Annotated in this window: 24 protein-coding genes; 13 read left to right on the top strand and 11 right to left on the bottom strand. The window is 53.3% G+C overall.

Translation table 11 applies throughout. From position 1 onward, the window contains the following. Positions 1–27: 27 nt before the first annotated feature. The 3 genes from fepC to fepD are packed head-to-tail and all read right to left on the bottom strand — an operon-like array spanning position 28 to position 2818. Positions 28–825: an iron-enterobactin ABC transporter ATP-binding protein gene (fepC, locus tag JQN59_RS16615; RefSeq protein WP_032942652.1), complete on the bottom strand. Its 798-nt coding sequence runs from the start codon at positions 823–825 to the stop codon at positions 28–30. Further along, a complete protein-coding gene (gene fepG / locus JQN59_RS16610; protein ID WP_071445792.1) occupies positions 822–1814 on the bottom strand; it encodes an iron-enterobactin ABC transporter permease in 993 nt (330 codons plus the stop codon). The genes fepC and fepG overlap by 4 nt, the downstream gene beginning before the upstream one ends. Then, a complete protein-coding gene (fepD, locus tag JQN59_RS16605; protein WP_032942654.1) occupies positions 1811–2818 on the bottom strand; it encodes a Fe(3+)-siderophore ABC transporter permease in 1008 nt (335 codons plus the stop codon). The genes fepG and fepD overlap by 4 nt, the downstream gene beginning before the upstream one ends. A 109-nt stretch (positions 2819–2927) precedes the next feature. Here fepD and entS point away from each other — a divergent pair, with 109 nt between their 5' ends. After that, positions 2928–4163, top strand: coding sequence for an enterobactin transporter EntS (gene entS / locus JQN59_RS16600; RefSeq protein WP_003831193.1), 1236 nt, complete (start codon positions 2928–2930; stop codon positions 4161–4163). 61 nt (positions 4164–4224) lie between these two features. On the opposite strand, the gene fepB is transcribed toward entS, so the two are convergent. Next, positions 4225–5181 (bottom strand): Fe2+-enterobactin ABC transporter substrate-binding protein, encoded by a 957-nt coding sequence (gene fepB / locus JQN59_RS16595; protein ID WP_149607466.1) that lies wholly within the window; start codon positions 5179–5181, stop codon positions 4225–4227. Positions 5182–5369: 188 nt separating this feature from the next. On the opposite strand from fepB, the gene entC reads away from it, so the two are divergent. The 7 genes from entC to JQN59_RS16560 all read left to right on the top strand — a co-directional run bounded on the left by entC (position 5370) and on the right by JQN59_RS16560 (position 12780). After that, positions 5370–6545 (top strand): isochorismate synthase EntC, encoded by a 1176-nt coding sequence (entC, locus tag JQN59_RS16590; protein ID WP_149607465.1) that lies wholly within the window; start codon positions 5370–5372, stop codon positions 6543–6545. A gap of 31 nt (positions 6546–6576) precedes the next feature. Further along, a complete protein-coding gene (entE, locus tag JQN59_RS16585; RefSeq protein WP_149607464.1) occupies positions 6577–8187 on the top strand; it encodes a (2,3-dihydroxybenzoyl)adenylate synthase EntE in 1611 nt (536 codons plus the stop codon). Positions 8188–8200: 13 nt separating this feature from the next. Then, positions 8201–9058, top strand: a complete 858-nt coding sequence (locus JQN59_RS16580; RefSeq protein WP_149607463.1) for an isochorismatase — start codon at positions 8201–8203, stop codon at positions 9056–9058. Beyond that, positions 9058–9813, top strand: a complete 756-nt coding sequence (entA, locus tag JQN59_RS16575) for a 2,3-dihydro-2,3-dihydroxybenzoate dehydrogenase EntA (protein WP_149607462.1) — start codon at positions 9058–9060, stop codon at positions 9811–9813. Before JQN59_RS16580 ends, entA begins: the two co-directional genes overlap by 1 nt. Before the next feature lie 2 nt (positions 9814–9815). After that, entirely contained in the window at positions 9816–10229 is a 414-nt protein-coding gene (gene entH / locus JQN59_RS16570; protein ID WP_003022055.1) for a proofreading thioesterase EntH, read from the top strand. Positions 10230–10413: 184 nt separating this feature from the next. After that, the gene (gene cstA, locus JQN59_RS16565; protein ID WP_008784063.1) at positions 10414–12519 is read left to right on the top strand and encodes a pyruvate/proton symporter CstA; all 2106 of its coding nucleotides are present in this window, start codon (positions 10414–10416) and stop codon (positions 12517–12519) included. Between the two features lie 63 nt (positions 12520–12582). Further along, positions 12583–12780, top strand: coding sequence for a YbdD/YjiX family protein (locus JQN59_RS16560; protein WP_008784064.1), 198 nt, complete (start codon positions 12583–12585; stop codon positions 12778–12780). Positions 12781–12878: 98 nt separating this feature from the next. Here JQN59_RS16560 and JQN59_RS16555 read toward each other — a convergent pair whose 3' ends face one another. Further along, entirely contained in the window at positions 12879–13967 is a 1089-nt protein-coding gene (locus JQN59_RS16555; protein WP_149607461.1) for an oxidoreductase, read from the bottom strand. Positions 13968–14099: 132 nt separating this feature from the next. Between JQN59_RS16555 and JQN59_RS16550 the strand changes: the two genes are divergently transcribed. Then, positions 14100–15260: a pyridoxal phosphate-dependent aminotransferase gene (locus tag JQN59_RS16550; protein ID WP_128611424.1), complete on the top strand. Its 1161-nt coding sequence runs from the start codon at positions 14100–14102 to the stop codon at positions 15258–15260. Here JQN59_RS16550 and JQN59_RS16545 read toward each other — a convergent pair whose 3' ends face one another. The 4 genes from JQN59_RS16545 to dsbG all read right to left on the bottom strand — a co-directional run bounded on the left by JQN59_RS16545 (position 15261) and on the right by dsbG (position 19092). Further along, positions 15261–15878 carry an IbrB-like domain-containing protein gene (locus tag JQN59_RS16545; protein WP_032942666.1) on the bottom strand — a complete coding sequence of 206 codons (618 nt, stop codon included), beginning with the start codon at positions 15876–15878 and terminating at the stop codon, positions 15261–15263. It lies immediately after the preceding gene. Beyond that, positions 15863–17086, bottom strand: coding sequence for a phosphoadenosine phosphosulfate reductase (locus tag JQN59_RS16540; RefSeq protein WP_149607460.1), 1224 nt, complete (start codon positions 17084–17086; stop codon positions 15863–15865). Before JQN59_RS16540 ends, JQN59_RS16545 begins: the two co-directional genes overlap by 16 nt. Before the next feature lie 153 nt (positions 17087–17239). Further along, positions 17240–18142: a DNA-binding transcriptional repressor CitR gene (gene citR, locus JQN59_RS16535; protein ID WP_048214707.1), complete on the bottom strand. Its 903-nt coding sequence runs from the start codon at positions 18140–18142 to the stop codon at positions 17240–17242. Positions 18143–18345: 203 nt separating this feature from the next. Beyond that, positions 18346–19092: a thiol:disulfide interchange protein DsbG gene (dsbG, locus tag JQN59_RS16530; RefSeq protein ID WP_048214706.1), complete on the bottom strand. Its 747-nt coding sequence runs from the start codon at positions 19090–19092 to the stop codon at positions 18346–18348. A 374-nt stretch (positions 19093–19466) separates the two neighbouring features. Here dsbG and ahpC point away from each other — a divergent pair, with 374 nt between their 5' ends. Then, on the top strand, positions 19467–20030 hold the full coding sequence (gene ahpC, locus JQN59_RS16525) for an alkyl hydroperoxide reductase subunit C (protein ID WP_002894394.1): 564 nt from the start codon (positions 19467–19469) through the stop codon (positions 20028–20030). A 154-nt stretch (positions 20031–20184) separates the two neighbouring features. Then, positions 20185–21750, top strand: coding sequence for an alkyl hydroperoxide reductase subunit F (ahpF, locus tag JQN59_RS16520; protein WP_020996553.1), 1566 nt, complete (start codon positions 20185–20187; stop codon positions 21748–21750). A gap of 82 nt (positions 21751–21832) precedes the next feature. On the opposite strand, the gene uspG is transcribed toward ahpF, so the two are convergent. Both uspG and rnk read right to left on the bottom strand, forming a co-directional pair. Then, positions 21833–22261, bottom strand: a complete 429-nt coding sequence (gene uspG, locus JQN59_RS16515; protein WP_003022101.1) for a universal stress protein UspG — start codon at positions 22259–22261, stop codon at positions 21833–21835. A 183-nt stretch (positions 22262–22444) separates the two neighbouring features. Then, positions 22445–22855: a nucleoside diphosphate kinase regulator gene (gene rnk / locus JQN59_RS16510; protein WP_003831264.1), complete on the bottom strand. Its 411-nt coding sequence runs from the start codon at positions 22853–22855 to the stop codon at positions 22445–22447. A gap of 275 nt (positions 22856–23130) precedes the next feature. Between rnk and JQN59_RS16505 the strand changes: the two genes are divergently transcribed. Both JQN59_RS16505 and JQN59_RS16500 read left to right on the top strand, forming a co-directional pair. Continuing rightward, positions 23131–23961: an alpha/beta fold hydrolase gene (locus JQN59_RS16505; protein WP_149607459.1), complete on the top strand. Its 831-nt coding sequence runs from the start codon at positions 23131–23133 to the stop codon at positions 23959–23961. Positions 23962–24057: 96 nt separating this feature from the next. Next, positions 24058–24681: a flavin reductase family protein gene (locus tag JQN59_RS16500; protein ID WP_048214703.1), complete on the top strand. Its 624-nt coding sequence runs from the start codon at positions 24058–24060 to the stop codon at positions 24679–24681.

Genomic DNA, 24681 nt, shown 5'->3' with positions numbered 1-24681 from the left:
AAGCTGGCCGCCATACTGTAACGCGTGTTATTTGTTGCGTCCAAGCGGCACCACTAACGGCGTTCCGGCAACCGGATCGTCGATAATCATACAGCGCAGTCCATAGATTTTTTCAATAAGCTGCGCGGTGACGATCTCCTTCGGTGCACCCTCGGCAATAATTTTTCCGTCACGCAGCGCGATCAGATGCGTTGCATAGCGACAGGCCTGATTCAGGTCGTGCAAAACGGCGGCCAGCGTATAACCTTTTTCCCGATTTAGCTCACTCAACAGTTCCAGCAGATCGATCTGATGACTGATATCCAGCCAGGTGGTGGGTTCATCGAGCAGCATAATCGACGTTTCCTGCGCCAGCACCATCGCAATCCATGCACGCTGACGTTGTCCGCCGGAAAGGGTATCCACACTTTGTGATGCCAGATGGGTGATACCCGTCGCCTGCATGGCGTTTGAGACCGCAGTTTCATCCTCTTTCCGCCAGCGGGTAAACAGCGGCTGGTGCGGGTAGCGTCCGCGGGCAACCAGCTCCTGTACCGTAATATCTCCCGGCGTGGTGGCGTTTTGCGCCAGCAAACCTATTCTGCGGGCGACTTCTTTGCTGGCATAGTGCTGAATATGCTCGCCATCGAGCCAGACCTTGCCGTGCGCGGGCGTCATCAGACGACTCAGCGTGCGCAGTAGCGTTGATTTCCCGCAGCCGTTTGGCCCGATAATCGCGGTGAAATGGCCGTCGGGAATCGATACATTGAGGTTTTCCGCCACGGTAAACTTGCCATAACCCAGCGTTAACTGGTCGCCACGCAAACGGGCTACTGATTCGATCATTTTTTGCGGGACTCCTGAATTAACAAGACGATAAGATAAATACCGCCGAGGCTTACGGTGACAACGCCCACCGGAAGCTGATAAGGCATAAACAGCTGTTGGGCGCATAAATCCGCCATCAGCAACAGCAACGCGCCGCACAGCGCCGACAGGGTTAATCCCCAGCGCGATGTACCGCTTATACGTCGCGCGATATGCGGCGCGACTAGAGCAATAAACGAGATAGGACCGGCCAGCGCGGTGGCGGCAGCGGTCAGTACCACCGCAACCAGCATCATCATCAGACGTGAACGCTCAACGCTGACGCCAAGCGCACAGGCGCTGTCATCACCCATTTCCAGTAAACGCATCCGGCGTACCAGCAGCGCGGCGCACACCAGCATGATGATAATCAGCGGGGCAGAAGGCCAGGTTTTGGCCCAGGTCAGGCCATTGAGCGATCCGGCGTTCCACAGCCCGGCCGTCAGCGCGGTTTCTAATGATGCTTTCAGCAGTAGCCAGGTGTTGAACGCCACCAGCATGGCGCGAATGCCGATACCGATAATAATAAGCCGGAAGGTGTCGATCCCATTGCGCCAGGCGAGCGCCCAGACCACCAGAGAGGTCAGAATCCCACCCAGCATGGCCGCCAGCGCGATAGCGGTGAGATGCTGTCCGAACAGCACCATTGCCACCAGCACACCGCTCCAGGCTCCGGTATTGAAACCCATCACATCCGGGCTGCCCAGCGGGTTGCGCATCAGCGACTGAAATATTGCGCCGCTCACGCCGAGCGCCGCGCCAATCAATAGCGCCATGAGCACGCGTGGCAAGCGCCATTCGGTCACCACCAGCGTAATACTGCGCGGCGCATCGCCGAGCAGGGCGGCAATAATTTGCTGGGTTTCCAGCGTAACAACGCCGCTACGCAGGCTCCACAAACCAATGACGAGACAACCTGCAACCAGCAGCAGGCTGCTGATTATCAGGCGGCGGGAGAGGTACATCATGCGCCACCTCCGCGCGATTTACGGCGTACCAGAAAGATAAGCACCGGTGCACCGATAAACGCACTGACTACCGACACGCGCAGCTCGCCGGGGACAATCAGGCGACCGATTATATCGGCAATCAGTAACAGAGTAGGCGTTGCCAGTAGGGTTACGGGCAGTGACCAGCGGTGATCCGCCCCCACCAGCCAGCGCGCCATGTGCGGCATCATCAGGCCGATAAAGGCGATAGGACCGACAATCGCGGTCGCGCTGCCGCACAGTACGGTAATAACCAGCAGGCCAATAAACTGCGTGCGAGCGACTTTACTGCCAAGCGCGGTAGCGGTGTCGCTGCCGAGGCTCAGACTATTCAGAGCGCGACTGAGGAACAGTGCGACAGCCGCGGCAATCAGTACCGGTACCAGCACAACTTTCAGCGTTTGCAGGCTGCGGATATCCAGTGAGCCGGCTTGCCAGAAACGCAGCTGATCGTAAACGTCCGGGTTGAGCAGGGCGATGCCGGTGGATAATCCTTCCAGCACCGCGCCCAGCGCAACGCCCGCCAGCGTCAGACGTACTGGGCTTAACTGCCCGCCGCCCTGACTACCGGTAAAAGCTACGATCAGCGATGCAGCCAGCGCACCGCAAAAGGCCATCAGCAGCTGTTCTTGCGCAGAGGAAAAGCCGAACAGCGCGGCCCCCAGCACAATAGCGAAGCTGGCGCCGGAGTTGACACCCAGAATGCCGGGATCGGCGAGAGGGTTACGCGTGAGCGTTTGCATAAGTGCGCCAGCCAGGCCCAGCGCGCCACCGGCGAGCAGCCCCGCCAGTGTGCGCGGCAGGCGCGCGTCCAGCACGATGGTGCAATCAGCACTTTGACAACTGCCGGTGAGCGCATCCAGCACCACGGAGGCAGGTAGCGACTTGGCGCCAATAACCAGACTTAATACCGTGGTGAGAACAAGTAATAACAATAGTCCGGGCACGGCGAAGGCGCGTGTCGCGGAAACAGAGCATGACATATCAACTTCCCTGATAATGATAGTAATTATCGTTATCGATCTTATTTGGATATGTTAGCATGTGCAGCCATCGAATGGATATTGAAAAAGTACCTGGTAAGGCTCTGTAATGAATCGACAATCTTGGCTGCTCAATCTCAGCCTGTTAAAGACCCACCCAGCATTTCGCGCTGTCTTCCTCGCCCGTTTTATTTCCATTGTCTCTCTGGGGCTACTCGGCGTGGCGGTTCCGGTACAGATCCAGATGATGACCCAGTCGACCTGGCAGGTGGGTTTGTCGGTGACGTTGACCGGTAGCGCAATGTTTATTGGCCTGATGGTGGGCGGAGTGCTGGCCGACCGCTACGAGCGTAAAAAAGTGATCCTGCTGGCGCGTGGAACCTGTGGTATTGGCTTTATTGGCCTGTGTCTGAATGCGCTGCTGCCCGAACCGTCGTTGCTGGCGATTTATCTGCTTGGCTTATGGGACGGTTTCTTTGCCTCGCTGGGCGTGACCGCTTTGCTGGCAGCGACGCCAGCGCTGGTTGGGCGCGAGAATTTGATGCAGGCCGGGGCGATTACCATGCTGACGGTGCGTCTGGGATCGGTAATTTCACCGATGCTTGGTGGGGTGCTGCTCGCGACCGGCGGCGTGGCCTGGAACTACGGACTGGCGGCGGCGGGAACCTTCATTACCTTACTACCGCTGCTGAGCCTTCCTGCGTTGCCGCCTCCGCCGCAGCCGCGCGAGCATCCGCTGAAATCGCTGCTGGCAGCATTTCGCTTTCTGCTTGCCAGCCCGCTGATTGGCGGCATTGCGCTGCTCGGTGGTCTGTTAACCATGGCGAGCGCCGTGCGTGTGCTGTATCCGGCGTTGGCGATTAACTGGCACATGTCGAGTGCGCAAATTGGCCTGCTGTATGCGGCTATTCCGCTGGGGGCAGCCGTGGGCGCATTGACCAGCGGACAACTGGCGCACAGCGTTCGTCCGGGACTGATTATGCTGGCATCGACCGTGGCTTCATTTCTGGCTATCGGCCTGTTTGGCTTGATGCCCGTCTGGCAGCTTGGTGTGGTTTGTCTGGCGCTGTTTGGCTGGTTGAGCGCGGTCAGCTCTTTGTTGCAGTACACCCTGTTACAGACGCAGACGCCGGAAGCGATGCTCGGTCGAATTAACGGTTTGTGGACGGCGCAAAACGTCACCGGCGATGCGATTGGCGCGGCGTTGTTAGGTGGTCTGGGCGCGATGATGACGCCGGTTGCTTCGGCAAGCGTGAGTGGATTTGGGCTGGTGATTGTCGGTCTGTTACTGCTGCTGCTGTTGGGAGAAGTGCGCCGATTCCGGCAAGTCCCCGTGAATGTCTGATTGCTTTGTGCTCTATGGTTTGTAGGCCGGATAAGGCGTGAGCCGCATCCGGCGCTGACCATTAAAACAGAGCCGACAGACGTTGCAGCAGCAGCGTGGCGCTGTAGTAGTCGAGACGGAAGGTTTCCGTACCCAGGGCGTAAACGCGTTTATTCTGCACGGCTGGCAGATGCGCCAGAAGCGGATTGGCGTAAATAGCGTCGGCATCTTTGCTGTCGCCTGCAAACAGGAACAGCGCTTCGCCGTTCAGGCCTGCCGCCAGGTTCTCACCGCCAAGCTGGATGATATCGTGGCGTTTGCCCTGACTCTGGCTGGTGTGCAAGTTGGCAGGCAGCGTTGCCAGCGTGAACCCTAACTGCTCCATCAGCTTGCCTTGCGCTGACTCAGGCGTCCACAGGTTGGCGCTGTGCGCCGCGGCGGTATATACCAGCGCGCTGACCGGCTGTGGTGGCAGGGTAATATGTTGCTTAACCGCCTGAAGTTGCTTATCAAACTCGGCAATTCGCGCTGCTGCCTGTTGCTCCTGACCGGTAATTTCACCTAACTGGGTCAGCAGCGACTGCCAGCTTTTATCGTCGTAATTAATGATGAGCGTTGGCGCAATGGTGGACAGCTGATCGTATAGCGCGAGGGCAGAATCTCCCCCTGTGGAGCTTACCAGAATCAGATCTGGCATTTGAGCTGCGACGGCTTCGGCGCTCGGTTCGCCGATATACAGGCGGCTCAGTTTGCGTTCTTTTGCTACTTCGCTCCACTGACGTAAAAAGCCCTGCGCATCGCCGATGCGATTGTTCGGCGTAGTGGCACCGCTGGCAATGACCGGGGCATCAATCGCCAGCAGCGAGCCGGTGAGGGTCACGCTGGTGGACACAATTCGCTGCGGCTTATGCTCAAGCGTATGCGTGCCGCGGCTGTCAGTAACCTGACGCGGCCAGTCGGCGGCGTGACCTGAAGAAATTCCTGAAAGAGATAAACCTGCCAGTAAGAGCACGGTGCGGCAAAAAGAGGGGAGACTCACGAATCGGCTTCCTGTTATCAGTATGAGTAATGCTTCTCATTTTCATTGTTAGCGAGCAAGGATGCAAGCCAAAGTCGCACATTGTGCTACCACAAGAGTTGACATACCGCCGCTTTACTTTTAGGTTAGCGACCGAAAATATAAATGATAATCATTATTAGAGCCTTTATCATTTTTTGGAGGATGATATGGATACGTCACTGGCCGAGGAAAAAACGCAGACTATGCCGACGCTCGCTCCCGACAGTTTTTTCTTTATGTCGCCGTACCGTAGTTTTACGACGTCAGGATGCTTCGCCCGCTATGCGGAACCGGCAATTGATGGCGATTCGCCAGACAGCCCTTTCCAACAGAAAATGAACGAACTGTTTGCTGATGCCAAATCGCAGGGCATCGCGAACCCTGTCATGGTCGGGGCGATTCCCTTTGATACCCGCCAGCCATCATCGCTGTTTATTCCCCAATCATGGCAGAGCTTCTCTCGCACGGCGAAGCAGCAATCATCACGTTACTTTACCGCGCATCAGTCGCTGAACGTCGTTGAACGTAAATCGATCCCGGAACAGGACTTTTTTGAAGATATGGTCGCCCGGGCGGCAGCGCTGACGTCCACTCCAGAAGTCGACAAAGTGGTGTTGTCACGCCTGATCGATATCACCGCCGATGCCAACATTGACAGCGGTGCGCTGCTGGAGCGTCTGGTGGCGCAAAATCCAGCGAGCTACAACTTCCATGTACCGATTGAAGACGGCGGCGTATTGATTGGTGCCAGCCCGGAACTGCTACTGCGCAAAGAAGGTGATCGTTTCAGTTCTCTGCCGCTGGCGGGCTCTGCACGTCGTCAGCCTGATGATGTGCTGGATCGCGAAGCAGGGATCCGCCTGCTGGCGTCTGAGAAGGACCGCCATGAGCACGAACTGGTGACGCAGGCGATGAAAACGGTATTGCGAGATCGCAGCCGTGAACTGCAACTGCCTTCTTCTCCACAGCTGGTTACCACGCCGACGCTCTGGCACCTCGGCACGCCGTTTGAAGGTAAAGCCAACCCGCAGGAAAACGCCCTGACGCTGGCGTGCCTGCTGCATCCGACGCCTGCGCTAAGCGGCTTCCCACATCAGGTTGCGCGCAAGCTTATCGCCGAGCTGGAGCCGTTCGATCGTGAATTGTTCGGCGGTATTGTCGGCTGGTGTGATGCCGAAGGTAACGGTGAGTGGGTGGTGACGATCCGCTGTGCGAAGCTGCTGCGCAATCAGGTGCGTTTTTTTGCCGGAGCAGGAATTGTTCCAGCCTCTTCCCCGGTTGCGGAATGGCGTGAAACGGGGGCCAAGCTCTCCACGATGTTGAATGTTTTTGGACTGCATTAAGAGCCTTGTGGACTGGCTTTAAGGAGCAATAATGAGTATTCCTTTCACCCGCTGGCCGGAAGAGTTTGCCCGCAGGTATCGTGAAAAAGGTTACTGGCAGGATTTGCCGCTGACCGACATTCTGACCCGTCACGCCGACAGCGACCATACGGCGGTTATTGATGGTGAATGCCATCTGAGCTATCGCCAGTTGAATCAGGCCGCTGACAATCTTGCCTGCAGTTTGCGTCGCCAGGGGATCAAACCTGGCGAAACCGCGCTGGTACAACTGGGCAATGTGGCTGAGCTGTACATCACCTTCTTTGCGCTGCTCAAGCTGGGCGTAGCTCCAGTGCTGGCCCTGTTCAGCCATCAGCGTAACGAACTCAACGCCTATGCCAAACAGATTGAGCCGGCACTGCTGATTGCCGATCGCCAGCATACGCTGTTTAGCGGCGACGATTTTCTTAACGCTTTTGTGGCCGAACACAATTCAGTGCGCGTGGTGCAACTGCGTAATGATGAGGGTGAACACAATCTGCAAACGGCGATAAACCAGCCTGCGACAGATTTTTCCGCCACGCCATCGCCTGCTGATGAGGTGGCGTACTTCCAGCTTTCTGGCGGGACGACCGGGACGCCAAAGCTGATTCCTCGCACTCATAACGATTACTACTACAGCGTGCGTCGCAGCAATGAGATTTGCCGCTTCACCGGGGAAACGCGTTATTTATGCGCAATCCCGGCGGCGCATAACTACGCCATGAGTTCGCCAGGCGCGCTGGGCGTATTCCTGGCTGGCGGCACCGTGGTGCTGGCGGCTGACCCGAGTGCCACTCTGTGTTTCCCGTTGATTGAACAGCATCAGGTTAACGCCACGGCGCTGGTGCCGCCTGCGGTGAGCCTGTGGTTGCAGGCGATTGCGGAGTGGGGCAGTAATGCGCAACTGGCTTCGCTGAAACTGCTTCAGGTCGGTGGTGCGAGACTTTCCGCCACGCTTGCGGCACGTATTCCAGCCGAGATTGGCTGCCAGTTGCAGCAGGTCTTCGGCATGGCGGAAGGGCTGGTGAACTATACCCGTCTGGACGACAGTCCTGAGCGCATCATCAATACCCAGGGTCGCCCGATGTGTCCCGATGATGAAGTCTGGGTAGCAGACGCTGACGGCAACCCTTTAGCCCGGGGAGAGACCGGACGCCTGATGACGCGTGGTCCGTACACCTTCCGCGGTTATTTCAAAAGTCCTGAGCATAATGCCAGCGCCTTTGACGCCGACGGCTTTTACTGTTCCGGCGATCTGATCGCTATCGATCCGGATGGTTACATCACCGTTCAGGGGCGTGAAAAGGATCAGATCAATCGCGGCGGGGAGAAGATCGCCGCTGAAGAGATTGAAAATCTGCTACTGCGCCATCCAATGGTGATCCATGCCGCGCTGGTCAGTATGGAAGACGAACTGATGGGTGAGAAAAGCTGTGCCTGGCTGGTGGTGAAAGAGCCGCTGCGCGCGGTGCAGGTGCGCCGTTTTCTACGCGAACAGGGCATAGCGGAATTCAAATTACCCGATCGTGTTGAGTGCGTTGAGTCATTACCGCTGACTCCAGTGGGGAAGGTAGATAAAAAACAATTACGTCAGTGGCTGGCATCACGTTCACTGGCCTGAAGGAGAAATAGAAATGGCAATTCCTAAACTGCAGGCTTATGCGCTACCAACGGCGCTCGATGTTCCGGTGAACAAAGTCGACTGGGCATTTGACCCTGAACGCGCCGCGCTGCTGATCCACGACATGCAGGATTATTTTATCGGCTTTTGGGGCGATAACTGCCCGATGATGGAGCAGGTCGTCGCGAACATCGCCGCGCTGCGCCAGTACTGCAAAGAGCATAACATTCCGGTGTATTACACCGCTCAGCCGAAAGAACAGAGTGATGAAGACCGCGCTCTGCTCAATGATATGTGGGGACCGGGCCTGACGCGTTCCCCGGAACAACAAAAGATCGTTGAGGCGCTGGCGCCGGATGAAGCGGATACCATTCTGGTGAAATGGCGTTATAGCGCATTTCATCGCTCCCCGCTGGAACAGATGCTCAAGGAAACCGGACGTAATCAACTGATCATTACCGGGGTGTATGCGCATATCGGCTGTATGACCACCGCAACGGACGCCTTCATGCGTGACATCAAGCCGTTTATGGTTGCCGATGCGCTGGCGGACTTTAGCCGTGACGAACACCTGATGTCGCTGAAATACGTGGCGGGACGTTCCGGGCGTGTGGTAATGACCCAGGAATTATTGCCGCCACCGGTCCCGACCAGTAAAGATGCGTTGCGCAGCGTTATTCTGCCGTTGCTGGATGAGTCTGAAGAGCCGATGGATGACGAAAACCTGATCGACTACGGGCTGGATTCCGTGCGCATGATGGCGCTGGCGGCGCGCTGGCGTAAGGTTCATGGTGACATTGATTTCGTGATGCTGGCGAAAAAACCGACCATTGACGCATGGTGGGCACTGCTCTCCCGTGAGGTGAAGTAATGGCTGGATTTGATTTTGCCGGGAAAACCGTTTGGGTAACCGGCGCGGGTAAAGGGATTGGCTACACCACGGCGTTGGCATTTGCGAATGCAGGCGCTGAGGTGACAGGATTCGATCGCGAATTTCCTCAGGATAACTACCCGTTTGCGACCGAAGTGCTGGATGTGGCGAATGCCGGACAAGTAGCTAAAGTGTGCCAGCGCGTCATCAAAGCGCGCGAGCGTTTAGATGTGTTGGTCAATGCCGCAGGTATTTTGCGTATGGGGGCCACCGATGCGTTGAGCGCTGAGGAGTGGCAGCAGACGTTTGCGGTTAACGTTGGCGGGGCGTTCAATCTGTTTCAGCAGACGATGGCGCAGTTTCGTCGCCAGCAGGGCGGGGCGATCGTGACCGTCGCGTCGGATGCGGCGCACACGCCGCGTATCGGCATGAGTGCTTACGGCGCGTCAAAAGCCGCGTTGAAAAGTCTGGCGCTGACCGTCGGACTTGAACTGGCGGGCAGCGGTGTGCGCTGTAATGTGGTGTCGCCAGGCTCGACCGATACCGATATGCAGCGCACGCTGTGGGTTAGCGATGACGCGGAGCAACAGCGCATTCGTGGATTTGGCGAACAGTTTAAACTCGGGATTCCGCTGGGGAAAATCGCCCGGCCGCAAGAGATCACCAACACTATTTTATTCCTCGCTTCCGATCTGGCCAGTCACATTACGTTACAGGATATCGTGGTGGACGGCGGTTCCACGCTGGGGGCATGACGATGATCTGGAAGCGTCATTTAACGCTGGATGAACTCAATGCCACCAGCCAGAACACGATGGTGGCGCATTTAGGCATGGTCTACACCCGGCTGGGTGATGATGTGCTGGAAGCCGAAATGCCGGTGGATAGCCGTACGCATCAGCCATTTGGCCTGCTGCACGGCGGCGCATCCGCGGCCCTGGCGGAAACGCTGGGTTCGATGGCGGGTTATCTGATGACCCGCGACGGGCAGTGCGTGGTGGGGACGGAACTCAACGCCACGCATCATCGGGCGGTATCGCAGGGGAAAGTGCGCGGTGTTTGCCAGCCGCTGCACCTTGGGCGTCAAAATCAAAGCTGGGAAATCGTCATCTTTGATGAGCAAGGACGACGCTGCTGCACCTGCCGTTTAGGCACTGCGGTGATGGGGTGAGATCACCCGGCAAAGTAAAATGAAATTGCAGAGTTAACAGGTAAATGAAGTGATCTAGTTAACAATGCAATGTAAATACTCAGTGATACTTCTGGTTTGCATGGTTGTCAGGTTGTTAAATTCAGAAAAGATGTTATAGAAACAAAATGTAACATCTCTCTGGATCGGACAACGGATAACAACTATGAACAAATCAGGGAAGTACCTCGTCTGGACAGTGCTCTCCGTTATGGGAGCATTTGCCCTCGGATATATCGCATTAAATCGTGGTGAACAGATCAACGCGTTGTGGATAGTCGTGGCGTCGGTCTGTGTCTACCTTATCGCTTACCGTTTCTACGGCCTGTACATCGCGAAAAATGTACTGGCGCTTGACCCGACGCGTATGACGCCAGCCGTGCGCCATAACGACGGTCTGGATTATGTTCCCACCGATAAAAAAGTGCTGTTTGGTCACCATTTTGCGGCAATTGCCGGAGCGGGTCCGTTAGTTGGACCGGTGCTGGCGGCGCAAATGGGCTATCTGCCGGGGATGATCTGGCTTCTCGCCGGGGTGGTACTGGCGGGTGCGGTGCAGGACTTCATGGTGCTGTTTGTTTCTACCCGTCGCGATGGTCGTTCCCTTGGCGAACTGGTGAAAGAAGAGATGGGCCCAACGGCGGGCGTTATTGCGCTGGTGGCCTGTTTTATGATCATGGTGATTATTCTCGCGGTACTGGCGATGATCGTCGTGAAAGCGCTGACCCACAGTCCGTGGGGAACCTACACCGTGGCGTTCACCATCCCGCTGGCGATCTTCATGGGGATTTATCTGCGCTATCTGCGCCCGGGCCGCATTGGCGAAGTGTCGGTCATCGGTCTGGTGTTCCTGGTGTTTGCCATTATTTCCGGCGGCTGGGTGGCTGAAAGCCCGACCTGGGCACCGTACTTTGACTTTACCGGCGTACAGCTGACGTGGATGCTGGTGGGCTACGGTTTTGTTGCCGCCGTCCTGCCGGTGTGGCTGCTGCTGGCCCCGCGTGATTACCTCTCTACCTTCCTGAAAATCGGCACCATCGTTGGTCTGGCGGTAGGGATTCTGATCATGCGTCCGACGCTGACCATGCCAGCGCTGACCAAGTTTGTTGACGGTACTGGCCCGGTCTGGACCGGTAACTTGTTCCCGTTCCTGTTTATTACCATTGCCTGTGGTGCGGTATCTGGCTTCCATGCGCTGATCTCCTCCGGCACCACGCCGAAGATGCTGGCTAATGAAGGGCAGGCCTGCTTTATCGGCTACGGCGGAATGCTGATGGAATCCTTTGTCGCCATTATGGCGCTGGTTTCCGCATGCATCATCGATCCGGGCGTGTACTTTGCGATGAACAGCCCGATGGCGGTGCTGGCTCCTGCGGGCACGGTTGACGTAGTGGCTTCTGCGGCGCAGGTAGTCAGCAGTTGGGGCTTTGCCATTACGCCAGACACCCTGCATCAAATCGCCAATGAAGTGGGTGAGCAATCCATCATCTCCCGCGCAGGTGGTGCGCCGACGCTGGCCGTCGGGATGGCGTACATTCTGCACGGCGCGCTGGGTGGCATGATGGATGTGGCGTTCTGGTATCACTTCGCCATTCTGTTTGAAGCGTTGTTTATTCTGACGGCGGTAGATGCCGGTACACGCGCCGCGCGCTTTATGCTGCAGGACTTGCTGGGCGTGGTATCACCGAGCCTGAAACGTACCGATTCGCTGCCTGCAAACCTGCTGGCTACAGCGCTGTGCGTGCTGGCCTGGGGTTACTTCTTACACCAGGGCGTGGTGGATCCTCTGGGTGGTATTAATACCCTGTGGCCGCTGTTTGGTATCGCTAACCAGATGCTGGCCGGTATGGCGTTGATGCTCTGTGCTGTGGTGCTGTTCAAGATGAAACGCCAGCGCTACGCATGGGTGGCGCTGGTGCCAACGGCCTGGTTGCTAATTTGTACCCTGACCGCTGGCTGGCAGAAAGCGTTTAGCCCGGATGCGAAAATCGGCTTCCTGGCTATCGCCAACAAGTTCCAGGCGATGATCGACAGCGGTAACATTCCGGCGCAATACACCCAGTCGCAACTGACGCAACTGGTGTTTAACAACCGCCTGGATGCGGGTCTCACCATCTTCTTCATGGTAGTCGTTGTGGTGCTGGGTCTGTTCTCCATCAAAACTGCGCTGGCAGCATTGAAAGAGGACAAACCAACGTCGAAAGAGACACCGTACGAGCCGATGCCTGAGAATGTCGAAGAGATCGTGGCGCAGGCGAAAGGCGCGCACTAATATTCTCTTAACCAACCAGCCCTCTCCTGAGCGGGGAGGGCGTTTGTACGACAGGGAAACACTATGTTTGAAACACTCGCCAAAGCCGGGAAGTATTTAGGTCAAACCGCCCGATTAATGATAGGTATGCCGGATTACGACAACTATGTTGAACATATGCGCGTCACGCATCCGGACCAGACGCCAATGACCTACGAAGAATTTTTCCGTGAGCGCCAGGATGCACGATATGGCGGGAAAGGTGGCGCGAAGTGCTGTTGATTTTTTGCCGGATGGCGTTGATGCTTATCCGGCCTACCACAATGCTCTGACCGTAGGCCTGATAAGGCGAAGCCGCCATCAGGCAACCCGCACCATAATCACACCGTAAACGACTCCACCTTTTCGAATGCTGCGCGCAGTGTCTCCGGCGTTAACGTTACCGGCAGGGCGTGAATGGACTCCACCGGGCGCAGAGTGTGCGCAATCACTTTGTCGATTTCGGCGCGGTTATTTATGTCCACTTGCAGTTGAGCTAATCGGGTTGGCAGGTTGAATCGCTGATAAGCAGTAATTAACTGCGCCAGCACATCATCTTGTCCCAGCAGCGCGCTCTGCACCAGGATGCCGTACGCCACTTTGGTGCCGTGTAAAAACTTCTCGGTTTGTGGGAGGACGGTCAGGCCATTGTGAACAGAATGCGCCGCCGCCACGCGTGTGTAGCGCTCGCCCAGACCACCAACCATGCCGCCTCCGGCAATAATCGCATCTACCACATCGCAAAACGTGCGGCTTAGCGTGCCTTGTTGTTTGTCTGCCAGCGCCTGCTCGCTGCTTTCCAGCAGGACGTCGCGGATGGTCTGCGCAGCTTGAATACCCAGACGTACTGTCAATGGCAGTGTTTCCGGCTGAGGTGCGAGCACGACGGCTTCATACCACTTTGCCAGCGTGTCGCCGATCCCCGCCAGTAAGTATTCTTCTGGCGCATTGAGAACGATCCCGGGTTCGACCAGCACGAGGAAGTTCGCGTCAGCGAAAATTTCGAAATGTAGTGCCTGGCCCGCATCGTTATACCAGACGGAGAGCGGCGTCCAGGCAGCGCAGGTCGCCGCGATAGTAGGAATACCGACAAACGGCAGATCCAGACGACGGGCCAACGCTTTAGCGGTGTCGAGCAATGTACCGCCACCCACGCCAATCACCACACTGCGATCCTCTCCCGACTCTTTTGCCAGTTGAGCAACATCGGTTTCGCTGCAATGTCCTGTAAACAGCAGGCGTTTAGCCTCGGCAAGATGAAAAGCCTCTGGCAGGTAAGGGCGGGCCGCATCGATGGCGCGTTCACCATAAACCCACACGGCGCGTGAAAGTTGGTCGGCAGAGAAAAAATCGTTCAGTCTCGACAGGCTGCCAGGATGGGAAAAATAGTTGGCTGGGCCGGCGACGACGCGAATCTCGGTATTACTCATGTTGTGTTGTCCTTTTGGCTGTCCTGTCCAGGCAGGTTATTTTTATATAGACGTCTGAACGTCTTGATTGCCAAATACTAGCATCGTGCTATAGTGGCTTCAACCACAACATCACACGCTGGGATAACAATAATGAGTAATAACCCGCTGATTCCGCAAAGCAAACTGCCTAATCTGGGCACCACTATCTTCACGCAAATGAGTGCGCTGGCGCAGCAGCATCAGGCCATTAACCTCTCGCAGGGATTTCCTGATTTTGACGGTCCACTCTTTTTGCAAGAGCGTCTGGCGTATCACGTCGCGCATGGCGCAAACCAGTATGCGCCGATGACGGGCGTGCAGCCGCTGCGCGAAGCCATCGCGGATAAAACGGCAGATCTGTACGGCTATAAACCTGACGCGAATAGTGAAGTGACTATCACGGCGGGGGCAACGGAAGCATTGTATGCCGCGATCACTGCGCTGGTGCGCCCTGGTGATGAGGTGATTTGTTTCGACCCGAGCTACGACAGCTATGCGCCTGCGGTTGAATTATCCGGCGGTGTGGTTAAACGTATCGCCCTGCAACCACCGGCTTTTCGCGTCGACTGGCAGGCGTTTGGTGCCTTACTCAGCGACCGTACCCGCTTGGTTATCCTGAACACGCCACATAACCCTTCTGCCACTGTGTGGCATCACGCCGATTTTGACGCGCTGTGGCAGGCGATTAAAGAACGCGAGATCTTTGTCATCAGCGACGAAGTTTATGAGCATATCTGTTTCGCCAAACAGGGGCATGCCAGCGTGCTGGCACATTCAGAGCTGCGGGAACGCGCTGTTGCTGTTTCATCGTTTGGTAAGACCTACCATATGACCGGCTGGAAGGTCGGATACTGCGTTGCGCCAGCCGCCATTAGCGCTGAGCTACGAAAGGTGCATCAGTATCTGACGTTTTCCGTCAACACGCCGGCTCAACTCGCACTGGCGGATATGCTACGAGAAGATCCTGCACACTATCGCGAGCTGCCCGCGTTTTATCAGAAAAAACGCGACGTGTTGGTGAACGCACTGCGTGATAGTCGGCTGGAAATTCTGCCCTGTGAAGGCACATACTTTTTACTGGTCGATTACAGCGCCGTTTCCTCGCTTAACGACGTGGAGTTTTGCCAGTGGCTGACCACTGAAGTGGGCGTGGCGGCAATTCCGCTGTCGGTGTTCTGCGCCGATCCTTTCCCGCATAAACTGATTCGCCTCTGTTTTGCCAAGCAAGAATCGACGCTGTTAGCGGCAGCAGAGCGTCTGGTTTCGTTATAGCTATTTCACGGTCCAGGCTTTGGAGAATCGACGGTCGGCAAACAACGCTTGCAGGCCGTTGATTTGCTTCAGGCGTAACACCTCGTCGCTGTCCATACCAAGATCCTTGCCAATTCTTTCTTCACTCCATCCCAGTTGCGATAGCTCGCGGACAATCTCGGACATGGCGTGGATTTGATGACGCCCGCGGGCGCGGTTGTGGCGAATGGTTGCCGCCATACGCTCATGGCGTTCGCGTTCTAAACAGGCAACCGGCAGATATCCTTTCAGCCTGGGCCTCAGTGAGGCTTTGGCTTTACCTAACTCGTGGCGGTGGAAACCGTCGACAATTTCGTATTCTTCAGCCGTTGAGTGAACCACTACAATGGGCTGCGTAAACCCGTCAGCTTCGAGGGACTTCAGCAGCAGCTTTTTCTCCGGTGGCGCAACGTTATTGGGGTTGTAGTCATTGGGTGAAATATGATCATTTTTAACCCAAAGTACGCAATCTACGGGCTCCTCGCGAAAGGGACTGACGCTGTGTATTGCCTTTCTGAATTCATTTATGGCTTCAATTCTCTCTGGTTCTGATAAACCAGAAAGAAAGCCGAGGAGTTCCTGAGTTAATCGCTGTTGCATAAGAGTCCCCATTCCTGGCGTTTTGTTTTCATACGCTCATTGTAGCGTTGATAGTTTTTGGGTTTCGTTGGACTAAATGAGAGAGCCCGGCACCAATAGTCGTTATTCAGCAGGACCTTACAGATACGCCGCCACGACGGAATATCCACTGAACCAATATCTCTTTCCTGGGTTTGTGGGATATTCTCCATGCCTTTTTTCTTATACCACTGTAAATAGACGGCGATTTTGTTGCGATAATGTTCGGCGGTCGTTTCCGGCATACTCTTCAATAACAGCATGGCGTATTCCTGCCAGCTTAAATGTTCGGGTTTTAATATTTTGCGGTGACCGTAAAAATGGTTGTCCTGACCAGCATATATCCCGCCACTTTTTACCCCGCTGACGCGGGAGCACATCATTGCCCAGCGTTCAGGCTCAATAACATGGTAAAGCCACAGCCCCTGGCGTTGTTCTGGTCCAAAGGGTTCGCAGATACGCATGTATCGCGTGGGAACCCCTGCCTGATACATCAGGTTGTACAGGGGATTACACGGGAGCATTGACTTCGCAAACCACGTCCAGATGTCAGCAGTTTTCCAGTCATAAATAGGATAAATATACCAGGTATGCCCACCGGGGGCGCTGGTGGTCCAGGGTTTGTCATCGGCAAAACGCTGTTTTTTCGAGTTCGCAATGGCGACAAAACGATTATATGACTCATCGGCGCGGATCCCGACCATCATGGCGGCCGGTCGTTTCTGCGAAAACCATTCAGCGAACTCACGAACAAATTGCTCGAAAGTCATACCGGGTTGATAGAAAGAGAAAAACTCGGGATCGGTAATGGCATCTGCGGGCGGTTGGCGCACCCATTGAGTACCCGGTTCCCAGCATTGCCATTCAGGCTGAAATTGTGACAGTGAATTTTGCGTCGTCAGTGGCAATGCAACCCAATAAAATTCTTCGATGATATCGGAATAACTCTCGCGTAGCGCCTGGACATAGTCGATAGTGCAGGAAAACTGAGCCTCCCAGTCGATAAATAAGACGTTTATTTTTTTCTGTAACTGGCGGGCAATGGCGGCGGTCAGATGTAACATTAACCCCGAATCTTTACCTCCAGAGAAAGAAACGCAGACACGCGGTAGAGTCTCAAGCGTCCAGGTAATGCGTTCCTTTGCTGCTTGCAGAACATTTTTATCCAACGGTATTTTATAAACAGACATATCAAATCCATATCGAATTTTTATTATTTGCAGCCATAATAAATGTCCGTAATAAGATAGGCTTTTTCTTGCGACATGCAATATTTAAATATATTCATTATTTGCATGTAATGTCACCGTTATATGTTTTGTATGAATTTAAATGCGTTATCATTAACTATCTAAAGATAGTTTGTTTATGTAATCTGCAAAGGCTTTGTTATTAAGTGATGCGCGGTTATACATGATGAATAGTTTAATTTTTGGCAATTCAAAATCGGTTTTTATTTCTTTAAAGTTCAATGCTGGTTGATAAAGTTCATAAATTTGTTTGGGGAGAAAGCCAATAATATCCGTAGTGGCGATAACGTTAGCAATCGAGAGTAAGGAATCGCTACTAAAACCGACGTTATGGAATACCATCGATTCACTGACACGGGAACGATAATCTTTAATACCCTGTTCTTCAGAGGAAAAATATGTAAACTGTTCTTGTTGGATTTGTTCGAGTGTACTCGTTTCATTTATTCTGGGGTGGTTGCCGCTGCATACTAAAACACACTCAATGGTCTTAAAATGAGTGCATACAATAGACCGATTGTGGACCGGTGTTATTGAAATAACCAGATCGGCTTTACGATATGCAAGGATATTTTCAGCCGATTCTGCTGACATCAATATATCATGATGTTCAATTTCAATATCTGAGTTTTCTCTGAGGTTATTAATTAAAGATGTCACATTCAGATTGGTTGTAATTTGTGGGCTGTAGATGACGAATTTATTTTTCAGGCTGGAACCGTGCATGATATTGATGGTTTGTTCCAGATTGTTGAGATTTTTTTCAAGGTGAAGATGAAGATTTACCCCTGTGACCGTAGGCGTAATGCCTTTGCCTGAGCGAATAAACAGGGGATCGTTAAACTGTGTACGCAGTCGCTGTAATGACTGGCTGACGGCTGAAGGGGTGATATACAGTGTTGCCGCAGCTTTACTGATGCTCAAATGTTGATAAATACATTCAAAAATTACCAACAGGTTAAGATCGAATTTTTTGAGGTCATAGAGGTTAGCCATGCATACCTTCCTGTGATGGTAATGTATTGGGTAATTCAATTATTGAATAATTTAAATTCTAATCATTCTTAGAATTTATGTTTATAGCTTAATGAATGATTAACTTAAACTAAAATAACACAGATTGCTTGATAGTTAAGATAAAAATATATTTAAAAGAGTGATTGAAATGAGAACCATAACAATCACTCATTTTGTTACCTTTATTTATTCCCCATAATAATATTTAATTTTTCCTTATCGGGTAATCCCACTTCCTGTTGTAACGTATCGTCTTTGCTCATGTAGTAGATCGCGGGCGTCACATTAGCACCTAAATCATCCATGATTTTTTGGTTGATATTCAGTACCTTCATCTGTTCTGGATGGACTGAAGCCGGGATTTCCAGCTTCATTTTCCCGCCGGATGCTTCATAGTCATGCCAGGTCTTGGCCGGATCTTCGGATGCCAGGATCGCAGCAGCAGTTGCCGGGCTTTCAGGCTTGATCACGCCAACCAGCAGCGTACGCAACTGAACTTTACCGGAATCTACCCATGGGCGCGCCTGCTGCCAGAACTGTTTGCAATAAGGACAGAAGGGATCGGCAAACACGTAAACGATGACCGGGGCCTCTTTTTTCCCGTCCAGAATCCACGACGCTTTTTCCATTCGCTGCCACATCTCACGTCCGGCAGGGGCATAGATCTCTTTTTCTATGAGCGCATTACTGAGGTTTTCGCCTTTTTCATTATACATGTAGCCGGAGATGGCATGTTTACCGTCAGGCGTGACATAGATAGTGACCCCCATGTCCTGGTATTTTCCCAGATAGCCTTTCATTCCACCCGGTGCGTCGAAGGGCTTCAGGATGGTAATTCCCTGTTTCTCAATGGCTTTAACAGGGGCAGGGAGCTCCTCTGCGTGCACGATAGCGGGGAGAAGAGTTAAGAGTAAGATGCGTTTAAACATTGATTTTCCTTATAAAATCAGCAGGAAAGTGGGCTTAATTGCAAAACCTATCACAGCCATAGGTAAGATCGACGGTCTGTCGATTGCCCTTTCTTTAGTTGGGTGATGTAATCCCCATCGCTGTTACGACCTTTGTTAAGGTAATGTAGAGCGCAACACATAGCCAGCTCTGCTGGCACTGACGTTACCTGCGGGTAGCTCGGGTAATGAGGCTCCCTGCAAAGGGGGCCTTTTTTACTTTTATCTTTAGGTTCACAACATGAGTTTGAGTGAGTTGTTAGTTAACGCTTATTGATTTGATAAAGGAAACGCATTAGCCCTGCGAAGAGATTTTCGTTAACTTATCTCTCAACGAAAACACGGAGGAAGTACAGATGTCTTTGATTAATACCAAAATTAAACCTTTCAAAAACCAGGCGTTCAAAAACGGTGAGTTCATCGAAGTAACCGAGAAAGATACCGAAGGTCGCTGGAGCGTCTTCTTCTTCTACCCGGCTGACTTTACTTTCGTATGCCCGACCGAGCTGGGTGACGTTGCAGACCATTACGAAGAACTGCAGAAACTGGGCGTAGATGTGTATTCCGTTTCTACCGACACCCACTTCACCCACAAAGCATGGCACAGCAGCTCTGAAACCATCGCAAAAATCAAATACGCGATGATCGGCGACCCGACTGGCGCCCTGACCCGTAACTTCGACAACATGCGTGAAGATGAAGGTCTGGCTGACCGCGCAACCTTCGTTGTTGACCCGCAGGGTATCATCCAGGCAATCGAAGTTACTGCTGAAGGTATCGGCCGTGATGCGTCTGACCTGCTGCGTAAAATCAAAGCCGCACAGTACGTCGCTTCCCACCCAGGTGAAGTTTGCCCGGCGAAATGGAAAGAAGGTGAAGCAACCTTAGCGCCATCTCTGGACCTGGTTGGTAAAATCTAAGTCGCGTAGTTTGTAGGCCGGATAAACGTAGTGCATCCGGCATTCCACAGGCGCAAATTTGCGCCTGTTTCATTCCAGCACCATGACGCAAGTTGCATTAATGCAGTCCCGCAAAATCGGCTTGCATGATGATGTTTTCAGAGAGGGAAGAAGAATGCTCGACACAAATATGAAAACCCAGCTCAGGGCTTACCTTGAGAAACTGACCAAACCTGTTGAGCTGATTGCGACGCTGGACGACAGCGCTAAATCGGCAGAAATCAAGGAACTGCTGACTGAAATTGCTGAACTGTCAGAAAAAGTCACCTTCAAAGAAGACAATACTCTGGCGGTGCGTAAGCCATCGTTCCTGATTACCAATCCTGGCTCTCATCAGGGGCCGCGCTTTGCGGGTTCTCCGCTGGGCCATGAGTTTACCTCTCTGGTGCTGGCGCTGTTGTGGACCGGTGGCCATCCGTCAAAAGAGGCGCAGACGTTGCTGGAGCAGATCCGCGATCTCGACGGTGATTTTGAGTTTGAAACCTATTATTCACTTTCCTGCCATAACTGCCCGGACGTGGTGCAGGCGCTGAACCTGATGGCGGTGCTGAACCCACGTATCAAACATACGGCGATTGACGGCGGTACTTTCCAGAACGAAATCACCGATCGTAACGTGATGGGCGTTCCGGCGGTATTTATGAACGGCAAAGAGTTCGGTCAGGGGCGTATGACGCTGACTGAGATCGTGGCGAAAGTGGATACTGGCGCAGAAAAACGTGCGGCTGAAGAGCTGAATAAGCGCGATGCTTATGACGTATTGATTGTCGGTTCTGGTCCTGCTGGTGCGGCGGCAGCGGTGTACTCTGCACGTAAAGGCATTCGCACCGGTCTGATGGGCGAACGTTTTGGCGGTCAGGTCCTTGATACTGTTGATATTGAAAACTATATCTCAGTACCGAAAACTGAAGGTCAGAAACTGGCAGGCGCGCTGAAAGCACACGTTGATGATTATGATGTCGATGTGATTGACAGCCAGAGCGCGAGCAAACTCATTCCAGCAGCGCAGGAAGGCGGTTTGCATCAGATTGAAACGGCCTCCGGCGCGGTGCTGAAAGCACGTAGCATTATCATCGCCACCGGCGCGAAATGGCGCAACATGAACGTTCCGGGTGAAGATCAGTATCGCACCAAAGGCGTAACCTACTGCCCGCACTGTGATGGCCCGCTGTTTAAAGGCAAGCGTGTTGCGGTGATTGGCGGCGGTAACTCCGGCGTTGAAGCGGCTATCGACCTGGCAGGTATTGTTGAACATGTGACGTTGCTGGAGTTTGCCCCTGAAATGAAGGCCGACCAGGTGCTGCAAAATAAGCTTCGCAGTCTGAAAAACGTCGACATCATTCTGAATGCGCAAACGACAGAAGTGAAAGGCGATGGCAGCAAAGTTACTGGCCTGGAGTATCGTGACCGTGTGAGCGGCGATGTTCACAATGTGGAACTGGCCGGTATCTTTGTTCAGATTGGTCTGCTGCCGAACACCAACTGGCTCGAAGGCGCCGTTGAACGTAACCGTATGGGTGAAATCATCATCGATGCCAAGTGCGAAACCAGCGTGAAAGGCGTTTTCGCTGCCGGTGACTGCACCACCGTACCGTATAAGCAGATTATCATCGCGACCGGTGAAGGTGCGAAGGCATCGTTAAGTTCGTTTGATTATCTGATTCGCACGACAGTAGCATAAAAAAAGTAAGACTCACCTGCACTATAAAAACCCCTGTCAGGCGTTAACCTGGCAGGGGTTTTCTTTAGCAAATCAGTGGCTGTTAACGAACAACCAGCACTGGCAAAGTCGCGTGTCGAACAACGCTGGAAGCGTTTGAGCCGAGCAGATGGGTGCTGATTGATGGGTTACGCGACCCAATGACAACGACATCCGCATTCAACTCTTCACCCAACTCGTTGACCACGTCACGGACGCTGCCAAAGCGGACATGTTGTTTAATACGGGAAGGATCGATGCTGAAGTGACCGACCATCGTTTGCAGACGGGTTTCCGCTTCGTGTTGCAGATGCTCTTCAAAACGACGGACATCGGCTGCAAAGCGGTGCAGGCTTAAGCTCGCTGAGCCTGGCAGCACATGCAGTAGATGGATAACCCCTTTATCCTGGGCCAGAAATTCTGCATGGCGAATAGCCTTGTCGCTCAGTTCCATTTCGAATACATCAACAGGCATTATGATTGTGTTGTACATAAACATTCTCCTTGTCATTACATGAACACATAACAGCATAGTATTAAAAATGATTCTGTCAGTCACGACACAGATTTATGTTTTGCGAACAGGAAAGAAAGCGAGGAGCAGGGAGATCTAACCGGAAAGAGGATGCGGATGCATCCCCTGTAAGATAAAGCGAGTGGCTTTGATAAGACAGAGTTAGCGCAGGTAGTCGCCTGCAGCTTCAGGCTGATACTCAAGCTCGATAACTTCGAGGTGCGTTGAGGTCCCGCCTGGCAGTTCCCAATGAATGGTATCACCCACGCGTAGCCCCAGAAGTGCAGCGCCGACAGGTGCCATTACCGAAAGCTGTGTGTTGCTGTCAGTCATAGTGGCCGGATACACCAGGGTACGCACACGGACTTCGCCATCACTCAGATTGCGGAATTTCACGCGGCTGTTCATGGTCACGACGTCGTGCGGCATGGTTTCTGGAGAACACATTTGGGCACGATCCAGCTCGGCGTTCAGGGCGTCGGCAATCGGTAAACCAGCAAACGCAGGTTGCTCCAACAGGCGGTCAATGCGTTCCGCATCGAGGTCGTTAATGATGATAGTTGGTCTGGACATTTATTACTCCATGTCGTCGATACTGCGGGTGCGCAGGTAAATAATCCCAAAAGAAAACCCTCACCGTCAGGCGGCAAGGGTTTAGCTTTTATGATGATACTGAGACTTACCCCATGTTTGAAGTGATTTAGTTCACATTCAGGTAAATCATCAATATTGTCGCATATGGTGTGATTTTAGCCGAAAAACGTGATCGTTCTCCAATTTGCATTATGCTTTTTAAGCGCTCGCAGCGGGCGCGTCAAACAACTCAGTGTTCCGCGACAGGAGATCTCATGAGCCAGTACGACAAACTTACCTTGAAAGACGGCAGCTATTTGCATTTTAAAGACTGGGGAAGTGGACAACCTATTGTGTTTAGTCACGGTTGGCCGCTGACGGCAGACGCGTTTGAAGATCAGATGCTGTTCCTTGGATCGAAAGGATTTCGTGTGATCGCCCATGACAGGCGCGGACATGGGCGTTCGGCCCAACCCTGGGATGGACATCATATGGATCAGTATGCTGACGACCTGGCTGAACTTACCGCGCATCTCAATCTTAAAGATGCCGTACATGTCGGACACTCTACCGGCGGTGGGGAAGTGGCTCGTTATATTGGCCGGCATGGGACGCAGCGGGTGGCAAAAGCGGTGTTAATTGGCGCGGTGACGCCCATCATGATCAAGACTGACTTTAACCCAAATGGCGTGCCGAAAGAGGTATTCGATGGCATCCGTGAGGGGGTTGTGAACGATCGCGCCGCCTTTTTCTATGAACTGACCGCTGCATTCTATGGCTACAATCGTCCAGGCGCAAAAGAGTCGAAAGCCGTCAGGGAAAGTTTTGTTGAACAAGGTTTACAAGGTTCCATCAAAGCGTTGTACGACTGTATACTCGCGTTTTCGGAAACGGATCTGCGTGAAGACCTCAAAAAGATGACCATCCCGACGCTGGTGATCCACGGTGATGACGATCAGATTGTCCCGTTTGAAACCTGCGGAAAGGTCGCGGCGGAAATACTGCCGGACTCGCAGTTGAAGGTATATGTCGGCGGCTCGCATGGCATCTGCACCACCCATAAGCAACAGATCAACGGTGACCTGCTCAACTTTATTCAGTCGTAATCGTTGGCAGATTGTTCTACGCTGATCTTCTTTTTCCAGGGGGATGAGCGAAGCATAATTTGTGCTGCGCTGACGTTAACTTCAACAGGGAACGCTATGTATTTCTATCAACCGTCACAGGGACACGGCTTACCGCATGATCCGCTAAATGCCATCATTGGACCGCGCCCGATTGGCTGGATTGCGTCGCGTGACGGCAACGGTCGGCACAATCTGGCACCATACAGTTTCTTTAACTGTTTTAACTATCATCCGCCGATTATCGGTTTCGCCAGCAGCGGCTGGAAAGACAGCGTGCAGAATATTATCGAAACTGGTGAATTTGTCTGGAACCTGACGACTCTTGAGTTGGCCACTGCGATGAACGAAACGTCAGCCAGCTTGCCGCACGGTGAGGACGAGTTTTTTGCCGCCGGGCTTAGCAAGGCAGATAGCCGGATAGTCAACGTGCCGCGCGTGGCGCAAAGCCCGGTCAATTTTGAGTGCCGCTTATCGCAAAGCCTGCAACTGACTACTGCTGATGGCTCACCGGTTGAAACCTGGCTGGTGTTGGGGGAAGTGGTAGGCATTCACATAGATGAAACGCTCCTGGAAGACGGCATCTATCAGACGGCGAAAGCGAAGCCGGTACTGCGTGCAGGTGGGCCAACGGCGTATTATTCGATCAGTGAAACACATCGTTTTGATTTAGTTCGCCCGGACGCCCGTGCAAAACGCTAA

This window comes from Citrobacter sp. B72, from assembly GCF_016894305.1.
Taxonomy (GTDB): Bacteria; Pseudomonadota; Gammaproteobacteria; order Enterobacterales; family Enterobacteriaceae; genus Citrobacter; species Citrobacter portucalensis.
Note: the sequence above shows the minus strand (reverse complement) of the source record. Positions and strands in the feature narration are given on the sequence as shown.